Genomic DNA, 19,856 nt, shown 5'->3' with positions numbered 1-19,856 from the left:
GCAGGGGACCGCCGCGGCTGTATCGCGGCGGATCGCGTCCGGCGAAGACGGTTTTGCTTACTTTTGCCAAGACAAAAGTAAGCCGCGCGACAGCGAGGAAGCCCTGTACTTGATCTGCGCTCTTGCGGTTAATTCCTTTTCCTTCGCCCGGAACATCAAAGTCGCAAAGCGACAAGCGAAGAAGCGCGAGCAGGTGCAGGGCTTTCGCCCGCTGCGCGTGCGAGTCCCTTTTGGATGGACCCAAAAGGAACCAAAAGGTCCCTTCGCCGGACGCGAGCCGGCCGGGCTGCGCCCGTCCGGTTCCCTCCGCTCCTCGCCTGACACGGCACGCAGCCCAAACTCGCTGCGCTCAGACATGGGCTGCTCTTCGGCCGCGCCAGGCTCCGGTGCTCGGCTCGCTTTACGGCTCGATTGAAGTCAAAAGCTGGAAGCAAAAGCCAAAGCCAAAGCCAAAGCCAAAGCCAAAGCCAAAGCCGAAGCCGAAGCCGAAGCCGAAGCCAAAGCCAAAGCCGAAGCGAAGCTGGAGCTGGAGCTGGAGCTGAGAGCTGGAAGCAGGCTCAGACGTAATGACTAGCGCTACGCGCTGCAGGGCTGCCAGCGTTTGCGTTGACCGCCGGCATTCGCGAAAAACCCCAAGGAAGAATCACCGAGGCGACACGCTGCCGATGACCCATCCCGGTATGCTCATGCCCCCGAAAGCACACGGACGTCGCGATGGGTGCGTGGTCTCCGCTGGAGATGTTCTGTCTGCTGGCAGGTCTGGTCGTCTGGGCCGTGGCCAGCCTCGTCAGCGTGCGTCTGGTCCTGGCGCATCGGCGCGTGTGGCCACCGGATACCATCGAACATGACGCGGCGTTTCTGGAACTCCCGACGCATGCGCGTCTGGCGGCGCTCGACGCGTTGCTGGCGCACGGGCGGATCGGTATGGCTGAGCACGCAGCGCGGCGTCGGGATCTGATGCTGGAATCGGTCGACCGGTTCCGCTAGGCCATCCGCGGCCGGCGGCCGCTCAAAACAGGCGGGCCAGCCACTCGCTCGCGGCAGTCGCCAGCGTGCCGCTGAGCACGCCGAAGAACCCGATCGCGATCGTGCCGCCCGCCCAGGTCCACAGCATCAAGGCGCCGTCGCGCTCCAGCAATGCCAGCGCGTAGGCCAGCAGCAGCAGACCGAACACGTAGTTGGTGAACGGGATCGGCAGCGCCAGCAGTACGCCCAGCAGCACCAGCTGCAGGCCGGTGAACATTGCCGCAGCGCGGTGGTCGAGGACACCTGGCAAGCGCGGCCGGCTGAAGCGTTCCACGCGTCGCAGCCAGGGTTCGACCACGGTTTCGAAGCGCTGCACCGCGCTGCGGTGGGGGCCGCGCTCGGCGATGAAGCGCGGCAACCAGGGCTTGCGCAGCCCCATCAGCAACTGGACGCCGACCAGGGTCACGAGGGGGCCACCGATCGCGCCGCCCACTCCCGGGATCGGGATGAAGGCGGGCAGGGTGGCGACGAACAGCATCATGCCGAAGACGCGCTTGCCCAGGCCCATCAGCAGGTCGGCGAAGCGCAACTGGTCGCCCGGATCACCCAGCGCCATCGCGGCGAGCAGTTCCCGGGTGCTGGCTTCCTCGCGCGACGGGACCTCAGGCGTCATCGCCGCCCGCGTCCGCATCCGCATCCGCAATGCGCTGGAGCAGCAGCTTGTCGACGCGTGGACCGTCTAGATCGACGATCTCGATGCGCCAACCGTGCCAGTCGAAGTGCTCGGCCACATTGGGAATGCGGCTGAAGCGTGCGATGGTCATGCCGGCCGCGGTGTGGAAGATGTGCTCGTCCTCGCCCGGCAGGGGGCCGCCGCCCAGCAGCTCGCGCAACGCGCCGGTCGGCAGCGTGCCGTCGACCAGCATCGAGCCGTCCTCGCGCATCACCACCAGCGGCGAAGCATCAAGGCCGCTGCTCTGGGTTCGCCCGATCACCGCTTCCATGACGTCGTTGAGCGTGACCATGCCGGCGATGTCGCCGTATTCGTCCACCACCAGCGCCAGCGACTGCTGGTTCTCGCGCAGGATCTCCAGCAGCTTCATCGCCGGTGTCGATTCGGACACGAAGACCGGCTCGCGCAGGTACTTGAACAGATCGAACTCGTTCTTCTCAAGCCGGTCGATCAGTGACTTGATCTCGAGCACGCCGACCACGTCCGAATCGTTGCCGCGGAACACCGGATAGCGCGAGTAGGGCGTCTCGCGCATCTCGGCCAGGTTTTCCTCGAATCCGGCCGAGATATCGAGCCAGGCGATGCGCGTACGCGGCGTCATCAGGCTTTCGGCATCGCGATCGCCGAGCGTCAGCACCCGGTTGACCATATTGCGTTCGTCGGCGTCGATCACGCCCTGCTCGTGGCCTTCGCTCACGAGCATGCGGATTTCCTCTTCGGACACCTGCGCCGCCTCGGTCTTGTCCAGACGCAGCAGCTTCAACATGCCGCGCACGCTGGCGCTGAGCAGCCAGACCGCAGGCGTCGCCGCACGCGACAGCCAGTGCATGGGCAGGGCCACCACCGACGCCAGGCGCTCCGGGGCCAGCAGCGCCAGGCGCTTGGGCAGCAGTTCGCCGAAGACGATCGTCAGGAAGGTGATCAGGCTGACCGCGAACACGACACCGACGGTCGAGGCATAGGTGCCGAGGATCGGCAGGCTGTTCGCCAGCCAGGTGCCGATCGCAGTGCCCAGGGCGTCGCCGCCGAGCATGCCCGTGAGCACGCCGATCGTGGTGATGCCGACCTGCACCGTGGACAGGAAGCGCTCGGGATGCTCGGCAAGTTCCAGCGCGGCGCGGGCGCTGCGGTGTTCGGCGGCGAGCTGCTTGAGGCGCGGTTTGCGCGAGGTGACCACCGACATCTCCGACAGCGCGAAGAACGCGTTGCAGGCGATCAGGGCCAGGACGATGAGGATCAGCTCGAACATTGCCGGGGCCTCCTGCCGAAAAACGGGCGATGCGGAGCATCGAGGGAGGCGTCAGCGGTGTGCGTCGCGGGGGGCGGTCTAGAGTCGTCGTCCATGTGAAAGATGAACAGCGCGAGGGGGCGCGGCCCGGACTATAACAGGCCGCGATGTGACGACTGCAGTGCGCCCCCGGGTCCGCCCGGGCTGGCCCGCAGTGTCATCAAACCGTCATAATCCGCGCCTTGCGCAGAGCGCCCGGTCCCGGGCGCGCGACTTCAAGGCGTCCGGCATGTTCTCCCTGCAAACGATCTTCGGCCAAGGTAACCAGTTCTACACGCTGCTCGAGGAGGCCGCCGTGGCCGCCCACGACAGCACCGTGGCGCTTCACGCGATGCTCAAGGCGGCGGACCGGCAGCCGGCGCTGGACGCGTTCAAGCTGGCGCGCATGCGCGAGCGCGAGGCGTCGGAGAAGATCAGCCAGGCGCTGGTCGACAGCTTCATCACCCCGATCGAGCGCGAGGACATCGAGGCGCTGGGATCTGCGCTGTACAAGATTCCCAAGCAGGTGGAGAAGTTCGCCGACCGCTATTCGCTGGCGACCATGCATCTCGAGCACATCGACTTCGCGCCGCGCGCGGCGATGCTGGAACAGGCGTCCGCGGTCGTGGTGAAGATGGTCAAGACCCTGCGCAGCATGAAGCTCGAGCCGATGAAGGCGCTCAACGACGAGCTGCGCGCGCTGGAGAACGAGGCCGACCGGCTGATGCTCGAGCTCTACCGCGACATCTATTCGGGCAAGCTCGATCCGCTACAGATGTTCCTGCTCAAGGAGTTCTTCGAGATTCTCGAAAAGGCGATCGACCGCTGCCGTGAGGCCGGCGTGGTCGCCTACGAGATCGTGCTCAAGAACTCCTGACGGGCCGCCCGACATGCTGACCCTCGTGCTGATCGTGGTCGCGACCGCGCTGGTGTTCGAATACATCAACGGGTTCCACGACACCGCCAATTCGATCGCGACCGTCGTCGCCACCAAGGTGCTCTCGCCAATGCAGGCGGTGGGCCTGGCCGCGTCGATGAACCTGATCGGCGCGCTGATGGGCACCGCGGTGGCCAAGACCATCTCCTCCGGCCTGATCGATGCCGGCGTCGTCGATGTGGGCTCGCAGCTGATCCTCTGCGCGCTGCTGGGCGGCATCGTCTGGAATCTGATCACCTGGTGGTGGGGTCTGCCATCGTCGTCGTCGCATGCGCTGATCGGTGGTCTGATCGGCGCCGCGCTGGCCGCTGCCTCGAACAACTTCGACGTGGTGATCTGGTCCGAGCCTGCGCAGCCGGTGTGGCACAGCGCAGGCGTGCTGTGGAAGGTCATCGTGCCGATGGTCAGTTCGCCGGTGCTGGGGTTTGCTGCGGGCTTTCTGATGATGGGCGTGTTGTTCTTCGCCATCTCGATGATGGCGCGCAGCGGCGGCGTGCTCGCGCGCATCGCGCGGCCGCGCTGGGTCAATGCGTTCTTCGGCAAGAGCCAGATCGTCTCGGCGGCCGGCATGGGCTTCGCGCACGGCATGAACGATGCGCAGAAGACGATGGGCATCGTCGCCCTGACCTTGGTCAGCGCGCAGAGCGTCGGCACGCTCGACGACCTGCCGGCCTGGCTGGCGTTCCTGCATCCCTCGGACGCGGCGCTCGCCGAGGGTGACATCGACCTGTGGATCAAGATAACCTGCGCCGTGGTCATGGCCGCCGGTACCGCCGCGGGCGGCTGGCGCATCATCAAGACGCTGGGCCACAAGCTGGTCAAGCTGCACCCGATTCACGGCTTCGCCGCCGAGACCAGCGCCGCATCGGTGATCCTGGCCGCGTCGTCCATGGGCATTCCGGTGTCGACCACCCACAACATTTCTGCGGCGATCATGGGCGTGGGCACGGCCAAGCGCCTCAACGCGATCAAGTGGACGGTGGTCAACAAGATGATCTGGGCGTGGATCCTGACGATCCCGATGTCGGGCGGTATCGCCTACGGCCTGTTCCGGATGTTTCACCACTTCGGCTGGGTGTGATCGAGCCGCGGCATCCGCATACTGCGACGGTGAACGCCGCGCCTTCGAAGACGGACGCCCGCGCACGCATCCTCGCCGCGATTCGCGCGGTGCCGGCTGGCAGCGTCGCAGGCTATGGACACATCGCACGCCGCGCCGGTCTGCCGGCCCGCGCACGCCTGGTCGCGCGGGTGCTGCGCGATCACGGTGATCCGGACCTGCCGTGGCACCGCATCGTGCGCAGCGACGGCCGGATCGCATTCCCCGACGGGTCGGCGGGTTTCCGCGAACAGGCGCAGCGCCTGCGCGCCGAGGGCGTCACGGTGACGCGTGGCCGTGTGCGGATGCCGGCCGGGGACACGCTCGATGCCGCGCTGTGGGGCCCCGACGGACACGACTGATCCGGCACGATCGTCTACACAGCGCGCCCGGTATCATGTCGCCGGAAAAACGAGGAGTCAGGATGTTTCCCAGGTTGCCGCTGGCCGTCAAAGTGATCCTGGCCATCAATGTCGTGGTGTTCGTGCTGCAGCTTGCGGTCGGCAATGCGCTTGCGTATTTCATGCTGTGGCCGCTGGGCGGCGCGGATGCGGGCGGGCTCGGTTTCCAGCCGTGGCAGCTGGTGACCTACGGTTTCATGCACGACCCGCGCAACATCGGGCATCTGGCGTTCAACATGCTGGCGCTGGCGATGTTCGGCTCGCAGCTTGAACACACCTGGGGCACGCGGCGCTTCGTCACCTATTACCTGGTCTGCGTGATCGGGGCGGGGCTGTGCCAGCTCGGCGTGGTGACGTGGTCGCTGGCGCAGGGCGCGTTTCCGTATCCCACGCTCGGCGCATCCGGCGGTGTGTTCGGCCTCCTGCTGGCCTACGGCGTGCTGTTCCCGAACCAGCGTCTGGTGCTGCTGTTTCCGCCGATCCCGATGCGTGCCCGCACGCTGGTGATCGTCTACGGCCTGGTCGAGCTGGTGCTCGGCATCACCGGCACACGTTCGGGCGTCGCCCACTTCGCGCATCTGGGCGGCATGCTGTTCGGCTGGCTGCTGCTCCAGCATTGGCGCGGACGTCCGCCGTTCAACCGCAGCGGCGGCAAGCGGCACGTGCGGCGAGTGTGATCGGACGGCGAAGCCGTCCGACGGGATTGGGAGTTCGGAATTCGGGATTCGCCTCACTGCTGCCTTCGGCACACGACAGCGCAAACGAAAAAGGCCGCACGATGTGCGGCCTTTTTCTTGACAGCTGATGATGGTTCAGGTCGCCGGAAGGCGCTCTTTCGAATCCCTAATCCCCAATCCCGAATCCCGGCTTCTGTCACCGCCAGATACGCACCTGATCCTCGGCCTTGCGGGTCATCGCATCATTCGCGCCGCACTTGAAGGTTTCGGTGTAGGCCGGCAGGTTCGACACTGGGCCGTTTGCGCGCCACTGCCCCGGCGCATGCACGCTGGTGGCCGCATTGCGGGTCGCGGTGTCGATCGCCGACTGCTGGCGCCACAGCTGAGCCCAGCCGCGGAAGAACGCTTCTTTGCCCGACTGCGCGAGCTCCGGGTTCGCCTGCTGAAGCGCGTCCCATGCGAGTTCCACGCCGGCCAGATCGGCGGCGTTCTCGTCGCGGGTCAGCGCGCCGTTGACCTGCATGCCAGTTAGACCCGGATAGCCGTAGCCGTTGTACTGCGAGACCAGCTTGTCGGTGGCGGTCAGCCAGCCGGCGTCGTCGTCGGTGCTCCACCAGGTGCGCACGGTGCCGCTGCTGTCGACCAGCTTGCCCTTGATGTCGATCGCGCGGCTCAGCTCGTGGCCGACCAGCGCGCCGTAGGTGCCGTAATGCGTGGCGGCCTCGGCGGCGACGTCGAGCACCGGCGGCTGCAGCACGGCGGCGGACACGATCAGGCGGTTCTGCGCGAGGTCGTAGGCCAGCGCCGGCGTCTGCGGCAGCACGTCCCAGCGACGTGCGGCATTGGCCTGGCCGATGCGACGCATTTCCTGTGCATGGCGCCAGGTGGACGCGATCAGCATGTTGCTGCCGAAGCTGGCGCGGCCCATCGGCTGCACGGTGTAGTCGATGTCCTGCACCGGCGCGCCGATCTCGATCTGCAGCGCTGCGAGCTTGGCCTTGGCCTCGGTCTTCGCGGCCGGGGTCATCCACGTGTTGCGCTCGATACCGCGACCCAGCGCATCACGCACCTGGCCGGCGATGGTCTCGGCGCGCGCGCGGGTGGCATCGGGCAGATACGCGGCGACGTACTCGCGCGACATCATCGGGCCGGCGGCGCGGTTGATCGCGCCCAGCACCAGCTGCTGGCGCTCGGGCTGCGCGGTTTCGCCGCGCAGGATGCGGCCGTGGAAATCGTATTCGGCGTCGCGGAAGCTCTTCGACAGGTAGGGCGCCATCGCGTTGCCGATATGGAAGCGCAGATACGCCTTCCACTGGTCGGCCTTGAGCGAGTTGACCAGCGTGTCGAGCTGGGTGAAAAACTCCGGATTCGCCAGAGACACCTGCGTCGCCTGCACGCCCTGCGCGGCGAGGAACTCGCCGAGCTGCAGACGGCGGTACTGCTTGTCGAGGCCCTCGGTGTCGACGAGCGCGTACTGCGCACGCGGATCACGCAGCTCGGCCAGCGGCTTGGACGCGGCCGCGATGCGGCGCTCCAGATCGATCACCAGCGCGGTCTCGGCATCGAGGCGGTCCTCGGCGGTGCCGGTCAGCGCGAGGATGTTGCGCACGTACTGCGTGTATTGCGAGACGATCTGCTGGGTCTCGGCATCGCCGCGGCTGTAGTAGGCCGGGTCGGGCAGGCCGAGGCCGCCCTGGGTGAAGTAGCCGACGTGGCGGTTGAGATCGGCCAGATCGACTTCCGCGCCGAATTCGAACAGCACCGGAATGCCGACCTGGTGCAGCGCGGCCAGCGCAGGCGCGATGTCGCGGGTGCGGCGGATGCCGTCGATGCGTGCGATCAGCGAGGCGATCGGCTTGGCGCCGTCGGCCTCGACCGCGGCCTCGTCCAGGCCACTGGCCCAGAAGTCGCCGAGCAGGCGCTGCACGTCGTTCTGTGGCGACGTCATCGCGGCATTGAGCAGATCGTGCTGCTGGGTGAGTGCGAGCGCCTGCAGTTCACCGAGGGCCGAACGCGTGCCCTGGCCGGCGACGACCATGTTCGCGGCCAGCCAGTCCTTGTTGGCGAAGCTGTAGAGATCGGTGCAGGCGGTGACCGGCGGCGGACCCTTCGGCGCGGCGGCGCGGCGACGCTGCGCGTCGGCATCGGAACTCAGGCCGACCAGCAGTGCGATCGAGGCGGCGAGCAGGGCGGGGCGGGCGAGCGTGTGCTGGATCGGCATTGCGGAGTCCGTGCGGGCATGAATCGCGCAAGTCTAGCAAGCTGCGGGATGGCGGGACGGTGCGGCATTTCGCGTTCAGGGATGTGCGGTGGAAGCAGAGGTGACGGGCTCTCCTAGAACAGTTCAGGGGTGATGCCACCCTCACCCGATGCGCTGTGCGCATCGACCTCTCCCGAAGGAAGAGGTGTCGGAAGCAACGTGCCGTCGCCGCCCGGATCCGGGATCTGGCAGGTCCTAAAAGAAAAGCCCGGCATCGCTGCCGGGCTTCATCGTTACCGCGATGCCGCCTGGATCACCAGATCACGACCTGCTGGTCGCCACTGCGCACCATCGGGTCGCCGGCTTTGCACTCGAACGCAGCCGCGAACGCGGGCAGGTTCGACGGCGCGCCGATCGCGCGGAAATTTGCCGGTGCGTGCGAGTCGGTCTTCAGCCGCACGTCGAGTTCCTGCGGGGTGAAGTTGCGACGCCACACGGTGGCCCAGTTGAGGAAGAAGCGCTGGTCGCGGCTCAGGCCGTCGGTCATCGGATCCGGCGTGTCGCCAGCCGCCTGCTTCATCGCGTCATAGGCCGTGGCCAGACCGCCGAGATCGGCGATGTTCTCGCCAAGCGTGAGCTTTCCGTCGACATGCTTGCCGGGCGCGGCTTCATACGCGTTGAACTGCGAGGTCAGCAGGTCGGTGCGTGAGGAGAAGCCGGTCGAGTCGGCCTGCGTCCACCAGTTCTCGAACTTGCCGGTCGGGCCGAAGCGGCTGCCCTGGTCGTCGTAGCCGTGGGTCATCTCGTGACCGATCACCGCGCCGATGCCGCCGTAGTTCATTTCATCCGATGCGTCCGGATCGAAGAACGGCGGCTGCAGGATTGCGGCCGGGAACACGATCTCGTTCTGCAGCGGGTTGTAGTAGGCGTTGACCGTCTGCGGCGTCATGCCCCATTCGGTCTTGTCGACCGGCTGGCCGATCTTCGACAGCATCCACTTGTAGTTGAACTCGGTCGCGGCGAGCACGTTGCCGATGTAGCTGTCGCGCGAGGTCGACAGGCCGTCCCACGCGCGCCACTTCTCGGGATAGCCGATCTTCGGCGTGAACGAGGCCCACTTCTCCATCGCCTTGGCCTTGGTCTCGTCGCTCATCCAGGCCAGGTTCTCGATGCGCACCTTCAGCGAGTCGCTGAGGTTCTTGACCAGCGTTTCCATGCGCGCCTTGGACTCGGCCGGGAATGCAACCTGCACGTAGAGCTGGCCCAGCGTCTCGCCGGCTTGACTGTTGAGCGTGTCGAGCACGCGCTTCTCGCGCGCCTTCAGGTCTTTCTGGCCGCGCAGCTTGTTGCCGTAGAAGTCGAAGTTTTCCTGCACGAACGCATCGCCCAGGTACGGCGCGGCGCCGTCGACGAGGTGGTAACGCAGGTAGCTCTGCCAGTCGGCGACCGGCGTGTCGCCGAGCATCGCGCTGACTTCCTTGTGGAAGTCCGGAATCGCCAGCGAGAACTTCTCCGGCACCGCGACGCCCTGCGATTCGAAGAACGCCGTCCACGGGAAGTTCGGGGTCAGCGCATCGGCTTCGGCCGGCGTGACCGGGTTGTAGAACAGCTTCACGTCACGCGACATCTCGACGCTGGATTTGGACTTCGACGCCAGCCGTGTTTCAAACGCCAGCACCGACTTGGCCTGGGTCGCCGCGTCGGCGGCCGGCACGCCCGACAGCTCGAGCATCTTCGCCACGTGGGCGACGTACTGCTCGCGCACCGGCGCCTTGTCGGCATCGGTGTAGTAGCTGGTGTCGGGAAGTCCCAGGCCGCCCTGCATCGCGTAGGCGATGTTCATCGTCGGCACGTCGAAATCGGCCTCGGGGCCGAAGCCGAACAGACCGCCTTCGCCTCGCGCATAGGTCTGGCGCAGGTACTCGGCGACGGCCGGCCCGTCGGCCAGTGCTTCGATCGCGGCCAGGCGGTCCTTCAGCGGCTCGACGCCCTGGGCGTTGATCTTGGCTGCGTCCATGCCGGTGGCCCAGAAGTCGCCGACGATCTTCTCGACACCGGTCGCAGCGGTGTCGGCGGCGGATTGCTCGGCGAGCTGACGCTGGATTGCGGTCGAGCGCTCGTCGAGCATCTCGAACGCGCCCCACGAGGTGCGGTCACCGGGAATGGCATTGGCGGCGAGCCACTTGCCGTTCGCGTATGCGTCGAAATCGGTACAGGCGTTCTTGCTGGTGTCGAGATCGCCGATCTCGAAACGGTTCACGCCGGGCAGCGCGCTCTCGTCGAGCGTCAGCTTTTTGGGCGCGGCGGCATCCGTCGCCGGCGCAGCGGCCGTGGCCGGCGGGGTGTCCTGGCCGCCCGAACAGGCGGACAGCGCCAGCACGACCGAACAGGTCAGCAACAGGCGCTTGGGTGCGAAGGCAATCACGTGGAATCTCCGTAGAGGAAGGACCGCCGGGCGGCGCCCGGTGTGGGCGCACTCTACGCTTGCCCCGGAAGCGCCGGGGGTGTCGAAGGTCATGCGTGGACCGGCTGTGCCCGGCGCCGTTGATTCCGGCCAAGACCTGCTTTGCGGTTCCTGGCGCCCAGTGTGTCGGAGACGGGTGACGTTCGACCCATGCGCGCCCGCGCACGGTGGAGGAGGATCGACCCGTCGTGCCGATGGCACAGGGAGAAAACCGATGCTCGCGATCCGTGACCTGACCAAGACCTATGCCAACGGCGTGCGCGCCCTCGACGGCGTGACGCTCGACATCCCGCGCGGCATGTTCGGGTTGCTGGGTCCCAATGGCGCGGGCAAGTCTTCGCTGATGCGCACGCTGGCGACGTTGCAGTCGGCCGACGGCGGCAGCGCCACGCTCGACGGCAGCGACGGTCCGATCGACGTGCTGCGCGACAAGGATGCCGTGCGCCGCCAGCTCGGCTACCTGCCGCAGGATTTCGGCGTGTATCCCAAGGTCAGCGCGCTCGATCTGCTCGAACACTTCGCAGTATTGAAAGGCCTGACCGATCGCAAGCAGCGGCGCGAGGTCGTCGATGGCCTGCTGGCGCAGGTGAACCTGTGGGATGCGCGCAAGCGCAAGCTCGGCACGTTCTCCGGCGGCATGCGCCAGCGCTTCGGCATCGCCCAGGCGCTGCTGGGCAATCCGCGTCTGGTGATCGTCGACGAGCCCACCGCTGGCCTCGACCCCGAGGAGCGCAACCGCTTCCTCAACCTGCTGGCGGCGATCGGCGAGGATGTCGTGGTGATCCTGTCGACGCACATCGTCGAGGACGTCACCGACCTGTGCCCGACGATGGCGATCATGAATCGCGGTCAGGTGCTGCTGACCGGACGGCCCAGCGACGCGATCGAGGCGCTGTCGCAACAGGTCTGGCGCAAGCAGGTGACCAAGGAGACGCTTTCCGGGTACGAAGCCGCGCACACGGTGCTGTCGACGCGCCTGGTCGCCGGCCAGCCGGTGATCCACGTGCACAGTGCTGAGCGGCCCGAGGAGGGTTTCGTGCAGATCGATCCCGATCTCGAGGACGTGTACTTCCAGCGCCTGCGCCTGCAGGCGCGGCAGCAGGCCGCCGCAGCGCCGGTCGTCTGAGCCGGAGCCCGCCATGATTCTCGAATTCTTCCGCTTCGAGCTGCGCCAGCAGCTCCGCTCGCCGCTGCTGTGGTTCCTCGCGGTCCTGTTCGCACTGCTCGGGTTCGGCGCAGCGTCCAGCGATGCGGTGCAGATCGGCGGCGCGATCGGCAACGTGCATCGCAATGCGCCGGTGGTCGTCGCCCAGCTGTTCGGCGCGTTCACCCTGCTGACGATGCTGATCGTGCCGATCTTCGTCAGCACCGCGCTGCTGCGCGATTTCGAGCAGGGCACCGCGGACCTGCTGTTTTCGGGGCCGGTGCGCCGACGCGACTATCTGCTCGGCCGGATCGGCGCAGCCCTGCTGGCGAGCCTGGCGGTGTTCGTCATCATCGGCATCGGCCTGTTCGTCGCGCAGTTCATGCCGTGGATCGATCCCGCGCGTCTCGGCCCGGTGTCGCTGCAGCCGTATCTGTGGTCGCTCGGCGTGATCTTGCTGCCGAACCTGCTATTCGTCACCGCACTGCTGGCGTTGCTGGCGGTCACCACGCGGTCGATCCTGTGGGTCTACATCGGGGTGCTGGCGTTCTTCGTGGTGTACGGCGTCAGCGCGACGCTGGTAAAGGACATCGACAACATCTGGCTGGCGACGCTGGTCGAGCCGCTGGGCGCTCGCGCGCTATCGCGCACGGTGCGGTACTGGTCGGCCGAGGAACGCAATTCCGGCCTGCCAGCACTGGCCGGGTACATGCTCGCCAACCGTGCGCTGTGGCTGGGCGTGTCACTGGCGCTGTTTGCGGCGACCTTCGCACTCTTCCGGACCGAGCGCAGCGGCACCGGGCGCAATCTGTTCAAACGCCGCCGCGCGCCGCCGCCAGCCACGGTGGCGGCGGTCGTGCCGTCGCGCGCACCGATCCGTGTGCAGCCGGTGTTCGGCGCGGCGACCGCGTGGTCGCAGACCTGGCGACAGGTGCGCTTTGACACTGCCGGCGTGCTACGCAGTGTGCCGTTCCTGGTGATGCTGCTGTTCGGCATCCTCAACTTCGTGCCGTCTGCGCTGTTCCAGCAATCGCTGTATGGAACGTCGGTCTATCCGGTCACCTCGCAGATGCTCGACGCGTTGCGTGGCAGCTACAGCTTCCTGCTGATGCTGGTGGCGATGTTCTACGCCGGCGAACTGGTATGGAAGGAGCGCAGCGCCAAGCTCAACGAAGTGGTCGACGCGATGCCGGTGCCCAACCGCATTCCGCTGCTGGCGAAGTTCCTGACCCTGCTGGTGGTGATCGCGCTGTTCCAGCTGATCGGTATGGCGATGGCGATGGCGGTGCAGCTGTTCAAGGGCAGCGTGCAGCTCGAACCGCTGGTCTATGTGCAGGCGCTGGTGTTCGACTCGATTCCCTACGTGATCATGGGCGGGCTGGCACTGGCGTTGCAGGTCTTCGCCAACAACAAGTTCATCGGCTACGGCCTGCTGGTGCTGGTGCTCGTCGCGCAAGCCGTGCTCGGCATGCTCGATTTCACCCACAACCTCTACACCATCGGGGCGTGGCCGAACGCGCCGTACTCGGACATGAACGGCTACGGGCATTTCCTCGTCGGGCAACTGGCATTCCAGGGGTACTGGGGTTTGTTCGTCGCAGCGTTGTTGCTGCTCGCGGCCGCGCTGTGGGTGCGCGGCGTCGATGGTGGCTGGCGCCAGCGTCTGGCCGGCATGCGCGCGCAGTTGCGTGGTGGCCTGGGCATCGCATTCGCGGTCGCCGTGCTCGCGTTCGGAGCGGTCGGCGGCCTGCTGTTCTGGAACACCAACGTCCGCAACGATTTCGTCTCGCCCGACGGCCAGCTCGATCTGCAGGCCCGCTACGAGCGCGACTACAAACAATATGAATCACTGCCGCAGCCGCGCATCGTCGCCAGCCGATCGGACATCGATCTGCGCCCGGAAACACAGTCGATGACCGGCACGTTGATCTACACGGTCCGCAATCCGCATGCCGTCCCGATCGCCGATATCCACATCGGCATGGCCGAGGATCGCGCGCTGGTCGATGTCGATCTCGGCGGGCAGACGCTCGCGCAGTACGACGAGCCGCTGGGCTATCGCATCTACCGGCTCGCCACACCGCTGGCGCCCGGCGAGCAGCGCGAGTTCCGCTTCCGGGTGGACTTCCATCCGACCGGCATCACCAGTAGCCAGGCGCAGACGCAGTTCGTCGAGAACGGCAGCTTCTTCAACAGCGGCATGTTTCCGCAGTTCGGCTACAACGCGCGCGCCGAGATCAGCGACCGCAACGAGCGGCGCAAGCGTGACCTCGGTGAGCCGCGACGCATGCCGAAGCTCGAGGACGAAGCGGCCCGCGCGAACACCTATCTGACCGACGACGCCGACTGGATCGATTTCAGCACCACGATCTGCACCGCGCCCGACCAGATCGCGCTGGCGCCGGGCTACATCGAACGCGAGTTCGAGCGCGACGGGCGTCGCTGCTTCAGCTATGCGATGGATCGCCCGATGCTGCACTTCTACGCATTCCTCTCCGCGCGCTGGGAGGTCCGCAAGGGCATGTACAAGGACATCCCGATCGAGGTGTATTTCGACCCCAAGCATCCGTTCAATGTCGACCGGATGATCGAGGCGACGCAGAAGTCACTGGCCTACTACGAGGCCAATTTCACCCCCTACCAGCATCGCCAGCTGCGCATCATCGAGTTCCCCGGCTATGCCAGCTTCGCCCAGGCCTTCGCCAACACGGTGCCGTACTCGGAGTCGATCGGCTTCATCGCCGATCTGCGTGACGCCGACAAGCTCGACTACGTGTTCTACGTCACCGCGCACGAGGTCGCGCACCAGTGGTGGGCACACCAGGTGATCGGCGCGAACGTGCAGGGCGCGACGATGCTGTCCGAATCGCTGTCGCAGTACTCGGCGCTGATGGTGATGGAGCAGGAGTACGGGCGCCCGCGCATGCGCCAGTTCCTGAAGTACGAGCTGGACCGGTACCTCGGCGGCCGCGGCGGGGAGCGTCTGGAAGAACTGCCGTTGTACCGCGTGGAAAACCAGCAGTACATCCATTACCAGAAGGGCTCTCTGGTGTTCTATCGCCTGCGCGAAGAGATGGGCGAGGCCGCGCTGAATCGCGCGCTCAAGCGGTTTCTCGAGGAGAAGGCCTACCAGACTGCGCCGTACACGACCTCGCGCGAATTGCTGGACTACATCCGAGCCGAAGCGCGCCCCGACCAGCAGACGCTGATCACCGACCTGTTCGAGACAATCAGCTTCTACGACAACCGGGTCGTGGCGGCCGCGGCGAAGCGTCGCGACGACGGGCGCTACGACGTCACGCTGACCCTGCATGCGGCCAAGCGGTACGCCGACGGCACCGGTCGCGAGCGCGAAGGCGCGCTCGACGACTGGATCGAGGTCGGTGTGTTCGCGCGCGGGCCATCGGGCAAGGAGCGCGACGAGAAGGTGCTGTATCTCGAGCGGCACCACATCACGACGGCCGATCCGGTGATCACCGTGACCGTCGACGAGGCCCCGTTCGAAGCCGGTTTCGATCCCTACAACAAGCTGATCGACCGGGTCTCGGCGGACAACCGGCGGCGGGTCACGTTGTAACGAAGGAACGCGTCGGGGCGATGCACGCCATCGCCCGAATTCCGCGATCAGGACAGCGGTGCGTCTGACCCTGATCCCGCCGCCGCATCGTTGAGCCGCTTGCTCTCGCGCTTCGGGCGCGTGAGCGGGGTCGGCTTCGGCCCCGGGGCGTTCGTGTTCTTGATGATCAGCGGAATGCCGGCGCGGGTATCGTTGCTCGCGGTTTCCAGCTCGAAGCGCTCGGCGTCGAGACGACGGACCTGGGCGGCGATCGCGTCGGCGTCCTCTTCGGGCACGTCGAGTTCGCGCAGGACGGCGGCGCCGAACTGCACCGCGGATTCGAAGGTCTCGCGGATCTGGAAATCCACGCCGGCGTTGACCAGCCGCAGCGAATGCTCGCGATCGAACGAGCGGACCAGCAGCTTGGCCTGCGTGAACTCGTGACGGGCGAGTTCGACGATGCGGTCGGCGGCCGCGTGGTCGTCGATGCAGATCGCGATCGCGCGTGCGGTGCGGGCGCCGGAAGCGTGCAGCACGTCGAGCCGGGTGCCGTCGCCGTAGTAGACCTTGAAGCCGAACTCGGCGGCGCTCTGGATCATCTCGATGTCGGTGTCGATGATCGTGACATCGACATCGCGCGCCAGCAGCGACTGGCTCATGACCTGGCCGAATCGGCCGAAGCCGATGATCAGCACGCTGCCGCTCTGGCCCGCGACGTCTTCCACATCGTCCGGCCGCGCGGCCCTGGCCTTGACGATGAAGCGCTGGGTCATCAGCACAACCAGCGGCGTCAGGGCCATCGACAGCACGACGATCGCAGTGAGGTTCGCATTGACCTCGGCGTCGATCAGGCCGGTTGCGGCCGCGGTGGAAAACAGCACGAATGCGAACTCGCCGCCCTGCGCCATCAGCACCGCGCGCTCCAGCGCTTCGGGATGCGAACTGCGGGTCACGCGCGCGACGATGTAGATGCACAGCGCCTTGGTCGCCATCGCCGCGAGCACGCCGCCGACGATCAACGGCCAGTTCGCCGCGACCACCGTCAGGTTCAGCGCCATGCCGACGCCGAGGAAGAACAGGCCCAGCAGGATGCCGCGGAAGGGTTCGATGTCGGCTTCGATCTGGTGCCGGAACGAGGACTCCGACAGCAGCACGCCGGCGAGGAACGCGCCCATCGCCATCGACAGGCCGCCGAGCTGCATCAGCAGCGCCGCGCCCAGCACCACCAGCAGCGCGGCCGCGGTCATGACTTCACGCGCCTTGGCCGCGGCCAGCACGCGGAACATCGGATTGAGCAGATAGATGCCGGCGACGATCAACGCGGCCAGCGAGCCGATCCCGATGGCGATCGACGTCCAGCGCGAGGACGCGTCGACCGCGGCCTCGGGCGTGGGCGCGAGGAAGGCGAGCAGCGCCAGCAGCGGCACGATCAGCAGATCCTCGAACAGCAGCACCGAGACGATCTTCTGGCCGTGGGGCAGGGCGGTCTCGCCACGCTCCGAGAGCAGTTGCATCACCACCGCGGTCGAGGTCATCACGAAGCCGGCGGCGCCGACGAACGCGATCGGCCACGGAAAACCGAATGCCTTGCCGAGCAGGGTGAGCGCGGTGATGCTCAGGATGATCTGCAGCGCGCCGAGGCCGAAGATCTGCCGGCGCAGGCTCCACAGGTGCGAGGGCCGCATTTCCAGGCCGATGACGAACAGGAACATCACCACGCCGAGTTCGGCGACGTGGAGGATCGATTGCGGATCGGAGAACCAGCCGAAGCCGAACGGCCCGATCGCCAGGCCCGCAGCCAGGTACCCGAGCACCGAGCCGAGCCGGAGTTTGCGGAACAACGGCACCGCGACCACGGCCGCGCCGAGCAGCGCGACGACCTGGATCAGCTGACTGGTGGTCTCGTGGGCCTCGGTGGCCATGACTATTTCCTGGATGGGGTCGTCGACAGCAGGAGGAAGCCGCCGGCGAGTGCGATGTTCTTCATGAAGTGCAGAAGTTGGCCGTCGTGTGCGCCGGCGCGCGCCATCCAGAAGGGATGCGACAGTGCGGCGTCGGCCACCAGCAGTGCCGCGGCCGCCAAAGCCACCCAACCCACGCGCCAGCCGGTGAGCAGCAGCAGGCCCAGCAGGAGTTCACCGACGCTGAGCACCAGCGCGGCATTCGAAAGCGTCATGCCGTTGAGCGCGCCCCAGACCCGCCAGCCGCCCAGCACGATGAACATGCTGGCCATCATTACGCGTGCGAGCAGCATAGGCGCGGAAGGCGCAGTGGAGCGGAAGGCCATCGGTCAGGTCCTGTCTAGGATGCGTGAAGAGTGACACAGCGCCGGAGCGCCGCCCAGTCGAAGCGGCGCAGGGGGCCACTGTGGGCACGCCTGAGCGCCGGCTGTCATCCCGTTCGACCGGCCGCTGGAACGGAAGGCTGAATTGGCGTAGACTCGGCCCCGTTCTGCAACACGGCTGCCCCTGTCCGACGCGATCCGCGCCGGCAGATACGATCCTGGTACGCCTTCCGCATTGATCGATTCCTGATCCGCGCGGACTTATTCCGCACGTCTTTCGTCGCGCAGACCACGGCCCGGAGCATCCGGTAGCCGTTTCATTATTGCTCGCAGCGCGGTTCTGGATAGCTCCGAGCAAGACTTCCCAGCGTTCCCGTTCCGGTGTCGTGCGTCCGCACGATTCGCAGACGGTGGCGTGCGGAATCGCAAGGAGTTCCATTGCAATGACGTTTGAAGACCTCGGGCTGTCGCCCGCGCTGCTGCGCGCGCTCGCCGAAAACGACTACAACACGCCCACGCCGATCCAGGCACAGGCCATTCCGCTGATCCTCAGTGGCAACGACGTGCTGGGTGGCGCCCAGACCGGCACCGGCAAGACCGCTGCCTTCGGCCTGCCGCTGCTGCAGCGTCTCGCCAAGGAAACGCCGCCCAAGGGCCCGCGCAAGCCGCGCGCACTGATCCTGGTGCCGACCCGCGAGCTCGCGGTGCAGGTCGCCGAGAACCTCAAGACCTACGGTCGCCACCTGCGCCTGAACGTCACGACGATCTTCGGCGGCGCCGGCATGCAGCCGCAGATCGACAACCTGCGTCGCGGTGTGGACGTGCTGATCGCGTGTCCGGGCCGTCTGCTCGACCATATGGAAAGTGGTCACGCCAAGCTCGACGCCGTCGAGGTGCTGGTGCTGGACGAAGCCGACCGCATGCTCGACATGGGCTTCCTGCCGCAGATGAAGCGCATCATGAACCGTGTGCCGAAGCAGCGTCAGACGCTGTTGTTCTCGGCCACGTTCGAGCCGCGCATCAAGGCGATGGCGCTGGAGTTCATGCGCGATCCGCAGCAGGTGCAGGTGGCGCAGAACAGCACGATCGCCGACACCATCGCGCATCGCGCGCATCCGGTGGACAACAGCCGCAAGCGCGACCTGCTGGTCGAATTGCTGTCCAAGCGTCACACCGACCAGGTGCTGGTGTTCGGCAAGACCAAGCACGGCTGCAACCGTCTGGCCGAGCAGCTGGCCGAGTCGGGTCTGCCGGCGGTTGCGATCCACGGCAACAAGAGCCAGGCGCAGCGCCAGAAGGCACTGGACATGTTCAAGTCCGGTCGCGCCCGCATCCTCGTCGCCACCGACGTGGCCGCGCGCGGTCTCGACATCCCGAATCTGCCGCTGGTGATCAACCACGATCTGCCGATGGTCGCCGAGGATTACGTGCACCGCATCGGCCGTACCGGCCGCAACGGTTCCACCGGTGAGGCGCTGTCGCTGGTCTCGCCGGAAGAGGGCGGTCTGCTGCGCCAGATCCAGCGCATGCTCAAGGCCGAGATCGACCTGACGGCGGTGCCTGGCTTCGAGCCGAGCCAGCCGGTGCGTCTAGACACGCCGATCCCGAAGAATGGTGGCGGTCAGCGTCGTCAGCCGTCTGCCGGCCGTCCGGGTGCACGCATGGGCGAGCAGAAGCCTGGCGGCGAGCGCGCACCGCGCAAGCCGGGCAACCGGGGTCACGGCAAGCCGATGGACCGCAGCGTGCACGCGCACGCGGGCCCGAAGCAGCACCGTCCGGGCGCCGGCCGTCCGCAGGAACGCCGCGACAGCCGCGCATGATGCCGGGCGCGGCGCGGGCCTAGCTGCCCGGGTTGCACGCGCTCCGCGTTGACGAAAAAGGCCGCCTTCGGGCGGCCTTTTTCTGTTTCGGCGCTGGCGCAGCGCTGATGTCAGGTTGCATCGCCGCTGACTTTTCAGTTGCTGGGCGTATCAGGTGCTGCAAGACCAAAGCCCTCCACCCGTGAAGGGCGCAATGCCCCGCGTGCGGGGGGGGGGGGGGTTGGGTGGGGGCGAACTGTGAGGACATCGATCAAACGATCTGCACGCGCAGGCGTCGCGCCTACGGGTTCCGATGGGCCCCACCCATT

At 66.7% G+C, this 19,856-nt stretch carries 14 protein-coding genes and 1 pseudogene; 9 read left to right on the top strand and 6 right to left on the bottom strand.

Translation table 11 applies throughout. The features are described 5' to 3' along the window. Positions 1-415: hypothetical protein (locus J2W68_RS12965; protein ID WP_310236520.1), on the top strand; the 415-nt coding region annotated here is incomplete at its 5' end. A 299-nt stretch (positions 416-714) separates the two neighbouring features. After that, on the top strand, positions 715-987 hold the full coding sequence (locus J2W68_RS12960) for a hypothetical protein (RefSeq protein WP_310236518.1): 273 nt from the start codon (positions 715-717) through the stop codon (positions 985-987). A 22-nt stretch (positions 988-1,009) separates the two neighbouring features. On the opposite strand, the gene J2W68_RS12955 is transcribed toward J2W68_RS12960, so the two are convergent. Both J2W68_RS12955 and J2W68_RS12950 read right to left on the bottom strand, forming a co-directional pair. Further along, positions 1,010-1,639 (bottom strand): exopolysaccharide biosynthesis protein, encoded by a 630-nt coding sequence (locus J2W68_RS12955; protein WP_310236516.1) that lies wholly within the window; start codon positions 1,637-1,639, stop codon positions 1,010-1,012. Next, positions 1,629-2,948 carry a hemolysin family protein gene (locus J2W68_RS12950; protein WP_310236514.1) on the bottom strand — a complete coding sequence of 440 codons (1,320 nt, stop codon included), beginning with the start codon at positions 2,946-2,948 and terminating at the stop codon, positions 1,629-1,631. Before J2W68_RS12950 ends, J2W68_RS12955 begins: the two co-directional genes overlap by 11 nt. 268 nt (positions 2,949-3,216) lie before the next feature. On the opposite strand from J2W68_RS12950, the gene J2W68_RS12945 reads away from it, so the two are divergent. The 4 genes from J2W68_RS12945 (at position 3,217) to J2W68_RS12930 (ending at position 6,080) form a co-directional block, all read left to right on the top strand. Beyond that, on the top strand, positions 3,217-3,843 hold the full coding sequence (locus tag J2W68_RS12945) for a DUF47 domain-containing protein (RefSeq protein WP_310153682.1): 627 nt from the start codon (positions 3,217-3,219) through the stop codon (positions 3,841-3,843). A gap of 13 nt (positions 3,844-3,856) precedes the next feature. Then, a complete protein-coding gene (locus J2W68_RS12940) occupies positions 3,857-4,984 on the top strand; it encodes an inorganic phosphate transporter (protein ID WP_310236512.1) in 1,128 nt (375 codons plus the stop codon). A 29-nt stretch (positions 4,985-5,013) separates the two neighbouring features. Continuing rightward, complete coding sequence (locus J2W68_RS12935; protein WP_310236510.1) at positions 5,014-5,364, top strand: MGMT family protein; 351 nt, start codon at positions 5,014-5,016, stop codon at positions 5,362-5,364. A 62-nt stretch (positions 5,365-5,426) separates the two neighbouring features. After that, on the top strand, positions 5,427-6,080 hold the full coding sequence (locus J2W68_RS12930) for a rhomboid family intramembrane serine protease (RefSeq protein WP_310236508.1): 654 nt from the start codon (positions 5,427-5,429) through the stop codon (positions 6,078-6,080). 196 nt (positions 6,081-6,276) lie between these two features. Here J2W68_RS12930 and J2W68_RS12925 read toward each other — a convergent pair whose 3' ends face one another. Beyond that, on the bottom strand, positions 6,277-8,301 hold the full coding sequence (locus tag J2W68_RS12925) for a M13 family metallopeptidase (protein ID WP_310236507.1): 2,025 nt from the start codon (positions 8,299-8,301) through the stop codon (positions 6,277-6,279). Positions 8,302-8,593: 292 nt separating this feature from the next. Further along, a complete protein-coding gene (locus J2W68_RS12920; protein WP_310236532.1) occupies positions 8,594-10,681 on the bottom strand; it encodes a M13 family metallopeptidase in 2,088 nt (695 codons plus the stop codon). Between the two features lie 277 nt (positions 10,682-10,958). Here J2W68_RS12920 and J2W68_RS12915 point away from each other — a divergent pair, with 277 nt between their 5' ends. Together J2W68_RS12915 and J2W68_RS12910 are read left to right on the top strand one after the other, a co-directional pair. Then, positions 10,959-11,870 carry an ABC transporter ATP-binding protein gene (locus J2W68_RS12915; protein ID WP_310236505.1) on the top strand — a complete coding sequence of 304 codons (912 nt, stop codon included), beginning with the start codon at positions 10,959-10,961 and terminating at the stop codon, positions 11,868-11,870. Between the two features lie 13 nt (positions 11,871-11,883). Continuing rightward, complete coding sequence (locus J2W68_RS12910) at positions 11,884-15,465, top strand: ABC transporter permease/M1 family aminopeptidase (RefSeq protein WP_310236503.1); 3,582 nt, start codon at positions 11,884-11,886, stop codon at positions 15,463-15,465. A 47-nt stretch (positions 15,466-15,512) separates the two neighbouring features. Here J2W68_RS12910 and J2W68_RS12905 read toward each other — a convergent pair whose 3' ends face one another. Beyond that, positions 15,513-17,366 carry a monovalent cation:proton antiporter-2 (CPA2) family protein gene (locus J2W68_RS12905; RefSeq protein ID WP_310236501.1) on the bottom strand — a complete coding sequence of 618 codons (1,854 nt, stop codon included), beginning with the start codon at positions 17,364-17,366 and terminating at the stop codon, positions 15,513-15,515. Positions 17,367-17,368: 2 nt separating this feature from the next. Next, complete coding sequence (locus J2W68_RS12900) at positions 17,369-17,731, bottom strand: hypothetical protein (RefSeq protein WP_310236499.1); 363 nt, start codon at positions 17,729-17,731, stop codon at positions 17,369-17,371. Positions 17,732-18,171: 440 nt separating this feature from the next. Between J2W68_RS12900 and J2W68_RS12895 the strand changes: the two are divergent. Next, positions 18,172-19,571, top strand: a pseudogene (locus J2W68_RS12895) (DEAD/DEAH box helicase). Positions 19,572-19,856 lie beyond the last annotated feature (285 nt).

The sequence above is a fragment of the Luteimonas terrae genome (genome assembly GCF_031457535.1).
Lineage (GTDB): Bacteria > Pseudomonadota > Gammaproteobacteria > Xanthomonadales > Xanthomonadaceae > Luteimonas > Luteimonas terrae_A.
Note: the sequence above shows the minus strand (reverse complement) of the source record. Positions and strands in the feature narration are given on the sequence as shown.